The sequence below is a fragment of the Ruegeria sp. CDSC081 genome (assembly GCF_059610485.1).
Window position 1 is genome coordinate 1 of sequence record NZ_JBXWNS010000018.1, and the last position, 4,493, is coordinate 4,493.

General features: G+C 62.2%; 3 protein-coding genes. All 3 read left to right on the plus strand.

All coding sequences use genetic code 11. The annotated features are described in order from the left end of the window. Positions 1-1,095, plus strand: a 1,095-nt coding sequence (gcvT, locus tag AC2FH9_RS19820; RefSeq protein WP_496707767.1) for a glycine cleavage system aminomethyltransferase GcvT, incomplete at its 5' end; no start/stop codon positions are given. Positions 1,096-1,113: 18 nt separating this feature from the next. Beyond that, positions 1,114-1,479 (plus strand): glycine cleavage system protein GcvH, encoded by a 366-nt coding sequence (gene gcvH / locus AC2FH9_RS19825; RefSeq protein ID WP_142640419.1) that lies wholly within the window; start codon positions 1,114-1,116, stop codon positions 1,477-1,479. 113 nt (positions 1,480-1,592) lie between these two features. Further along, the gene (gcvP, locus tag AC2FH9_RS19830) at positions 1,593-4,448 is read left to right on the plus strand and encodes an aminomethyl-transferring glycine dehydrogenase (protein ID WP_496872716.1); all 2,856 of its coding nucleotides are present in this window, start codon (positions 1,593-1,595) and stop codon (positions 4,446-4,448) included. The last annotated feature ends 45 nt before the right edge of the window (positions 4,449-4,493 follow it).

Sequence of the window (4,493 nt, forward strand, 5' to 3'; positions counted from 1 at the left end):
ATGACGGATATTAAGCGCACGCCTTTGCATGGTTTGCATGTTGAGTTGGGTGGGAAGTTGGTTGATTTTGCGGGCTGGGAGATGCCTGTTCAGTATCCCTTGGGGATTATGGGTGAGCATGCGCAGTGTCGTGAGAAGGCGGCGGTGTTTGATGTGTCTCATATGGGTCAGGTGATCCTGCGGGGTGAGGATGTTGGTGCCAAGCTTGAGGCTCTGTGCCCGCAGGCCTATGCGACACTGAAGCCTGGCAAGGCGCGGTATGGGTTTTTCACCAATTCGGATGGCGGGATCATGGATGATCTGATCGTGTCGAATGCGGGGGATCACTTCTTTGTGGTGGTGAACGCGGCGCTGCGTCATCAGGATATTCCGCATATGCGCGCCAATCTGGACGGGGTTGAGGTGATCGAGATCTTTGACCGCGCGCTTGTTGCGGTGCAGGGACCGAAGGCCGAGGATGTGGTGGGTGCGCTTTGCCCTGCGGCGCGGGATCTGAAGTTCATGGAAACCGTTGTTGCCGACATCCTGGGGGCCGAATGCCGGATCTCGCGTCTGGGCTATACCGGCGAGGACGGGTACGAGATCTCGATCCCCGAGGACCGTGCGATAGAAATCACCAAGGCCTTCCTGGCGCATGAGGATTGCGAGGCGGCGGGCCTGGGCGCGCGCGACAGCCTGCGGCTGGAGGCGGGGCTGTGCCTGTATGGCAATGACATCGACCAGGGCACCTCGCCGATCGAGGCCAGCCTGGGTTGGGCGATCCAGAAACGCCGCAAGGAAGAGGGCGGGTTCCCGGGGGCCGACCGCATTCAAAAAGAACTGGCCGAGGGTCCCGCGCGCAAGCTGGTGGGCATCAAGCCGGAAGGCCGGGCACCGGCGCGTCAGGGCGTGGACATTCAGTGCGCGCAGGGCAATACAATCGGTCAGATCACCTCGGGCGGGTTTGGCCCGACGGTCGGTGGACCTGTGGCGATGGGCTATGTGGCGGCGGATCATGCCGAACCGGGTACGGCGGTGAATCTGATCATCCGGGGCAAGCCGCAACCGGCACAGATTGTGGCCACCCCCTTTGTCACCCAGAATTACAAGCGTTGAAGTCAGGAGAGAGACAACATGGCAACCTATTATTCCGAAGAGCACGAATGGCTGACCGTCGAGGGTGATACCGCGACGCTGGGCATCACCAAACACGCGGCTGAACAGCTGGGCGACGTGGTGTTCGTGGAACAGCAGGAAGCAGGCGACGAGTTCGAGAAGGGTGGCGAGATTGGCGTGATCGAATCCGTCAAGGCGGCGTCCGAGCTTTATGCGCCGGTTGATGGCGAGATCGTCGAGGTCAATGAGGCGCTGGCCGACAATCCGGGCGCGCTGAACGACGACCCCGAGGGCGAGGCCTGGATCTACAAGATCAAGATCACGGATGCGTCGCAGCTGGAAGATCTGATGGACGAAGCCGGCTACAAGGCCTTCATCGGGTAACTTCAATTCCGGGGCCCTGAAACCGGGCCCCGGGCTTCATCTTTTTCCAAATACTCCCGCCGGAGGCATCTGCCAGAGCGGCTGGGCGAGACATTCCTTGAGGAGCGCTACACATGGCCTTCAAACTCACCGATTACGAAGCCTATGACTTTGCCAACCGTCGCCATATCGGGCCCAGCCCGACCGAGATGCGCGACATGCTCAAGGTGATCGGCTTCACGACGCTGGATCAGCTGATTGACGCCACCGTCCCCCCTGCGATCCGGCAGAAGGAAGCGCTGGACTGGGGTCCGGCGATGACCGAGCGCGATGCGCTGTTCCACATGAAAGAGGTGGCGAGCAAGAACAAGGTTCTGACCTCGCTGATTGGTCAGGGCTATTACGGCACCACCACGCCTGCGCCGATCCTGCGCAATATCCTGGAAAACCCGGCCTGGTACACGGCCTATACGCCTTATCAGCCCGAGATCAGCCAGGGCCGGCTTGAGGCGCTGCTGAACTTCCAGACCATGGTCAGCGATCTGACCGGGCTGGACGTGGCCAACGCCTCGCTGCTGGACGAAGCAACCGCTGCTGCCGAGGCGATGGCGATGGCCAAGCGCGGTGGCCGGTCCAAGGCCAATAACGCGGCTTTCTTCGTCGATAAAAACTGCCACCCGCAGACCATTGCGGTGATCAAAACCCGCGCCGAGCCTCTGGGCATCGACGTACAGGTGGCTGATCCGGATACGATGGACGCGGGCGCGGTGTTTGGCGCGATCTTCCAGTATCCCGGCACGCATGGACATGTGCGCGACTTCACCGCCGAGATCGCGGCGCTGCATGAACATAAAGCCATTGCCATCGTTGCCGCCGACATCCTGTCGCTGGCACTGCTGAAATCCCCCGGCGAGATGGGCGCGGATATCGCCATCGGTTCGACCCAGCGCTTTGGCGTGCCGATGGGCTATGGCGGCCCGCACGCGGCCTATATGGCGACCACCGACAAGCTGAAGCGGTCGATGCCCGGCCGGATCATCGGCGTCAGCATCGACAGCCGGGGCAACAAGGCCTATCGCCTGGCGCTGCAGACCCGCGAACAGCATATCCGCCGCGAGAAGGCCAACTCGAATGTCTGCACCGCGCAGGCGTTGCTGGCCGTCATTGCGTCGATGTATGCGGTTTATCACGGCCCTGATGGCATCAAGGCCATTGCGCAATCGGTGCACCGCAAGACCTCGCGCCTGGCCGCCGGTCTGGAAGAGGCGGGCTTTGCCGTGGAACCGGAAGTGTTCTTTGACACCATCACGGTCGAGGTCGGCCATCTGCAGAATGTCGTGATGGAGGCCGCCGTGGCCCGCGGCGTCAACCTGCGCAAGGTCGGCGACAGCAAGGTCGGCATCAGCCTGGACGAACAGACCCGGCCCGAGACCATCGAGGCCGTCTGGGGTGCCTTCGGCATCGATCGGGCGGATGACAGCTCGAACAAGCAATACCGTCTGCCGGATTACGCGCTGCGTGAAAGCGAATATCTGACCCACGAGATCTTCCACAAGAACCGGGCCGAGGCCGAGATCACGCGGTACATGCGCCGTCTCGCCGACCGCGACCTGGCGTTGGACCGGGCGATGATCCCGCTGGGCTCCTGCACGATGAAGCTGAACGCCACGATCGAGATGATCCCGGTCACCTGGCCCGAGTTCGGCAATCTGCACCCGTTCTGCCCGCAAGATCAGGCGCAGGGTTATCATGAGATGATTGATGATCTGAACGACAAGCTGTGCCAGATCACCGGTTATGACGCGATCTCCCAGCAACCCAACTCGGGCGCGCAGGGGGAATATGCGGGGCTGCTGAGCATCCGCAATTACCATTTTGCGCGCGGCGAAGGGCACCGCAATGTCTGCCTGATCCCAACCTCGGCGCATGGCACCAACCCGGCCTCGGCGCAGATGGTGGGCTGGCAGGTGGTGCCGGTGCAGGCCGATGACAAGGGCAACATTGATCTGAACGATTTCCGCGCCAAGGCGGAAAAGCATTCCGATCATCTGGCCGCCTGCATGATCACCTACCCGTCGACCCATGGCGTGTTCGAGACCACCGTACAGGAGGTCTGCCAGATCACCCATGATCACGGCGGTCAGGTCTATATCGATGGCGCCAACATGAACGCCATGGTGGGCCTGTCGCGCCCCGGTGACATTGGCGGTGACGTCAGCCACCTGAACCTGCACAAGACCTTCTGCATCCCGCATGGCGGCGGCGGCCCCGGCATGGGTCCGATCGGCGTCAAGGCGCATCTGATCGAACACCTGCCCGGCCACCCGGAATACGGCAGTGCCGTGGGTCCGGTCTCGGCAGCGCCCTTCGGCTCACCGTCGATCCTGCCGGTGTCATGGGCTTATGTGTTGCTGATGGGCGGCGCTGGTCTGACCCAGGCCACCAAGGTGGCAATCCTGAACGCCAACTACATCGCCGCACGGTTGGCTGAGGCCTATCCGATCCTCTATACGTCCGAGACAGGCCGGGTGGCGCATGAGTGCATTCTGGACACAAGACCCCTGGACGAGGCGGCCCATGTCAGCGTCGACGACATCGCCAAACGTCTGGTCGATAGCGGCTTCCACGCGCCCACCATGAGCTGGCCGGTGGCCGGAACCCTGATGGTCGAGCCCACGGAATCGGAACCCAAGGATGAGCTGGACCGCTTCTGCGACGCCATGCTGTCGATCCGCTCGGAAGCGCAGGACATCATCGACGGCAAGATCGATGCCGAGAACAACCCGCTGAAAAACGCCCCACACACGGTGCGCGATCTGGTCGGCGACTGGGACCGGCCCTACAGCCGCGAACAGGCCTGCTTCCCCCCGGGCTCCATGGGCGTCGACAAATACTGGTCCCCCGTCAACCGCGTCGACAACGCATACGGAGACCGAAACCTCATCTGCACATGCCCACCAATGTCCGAATACGAAGACGCAGCTGAGTAAACAGACGACAACCAGATCAGCCCCCGCACTGGCCAGGGGCTGATC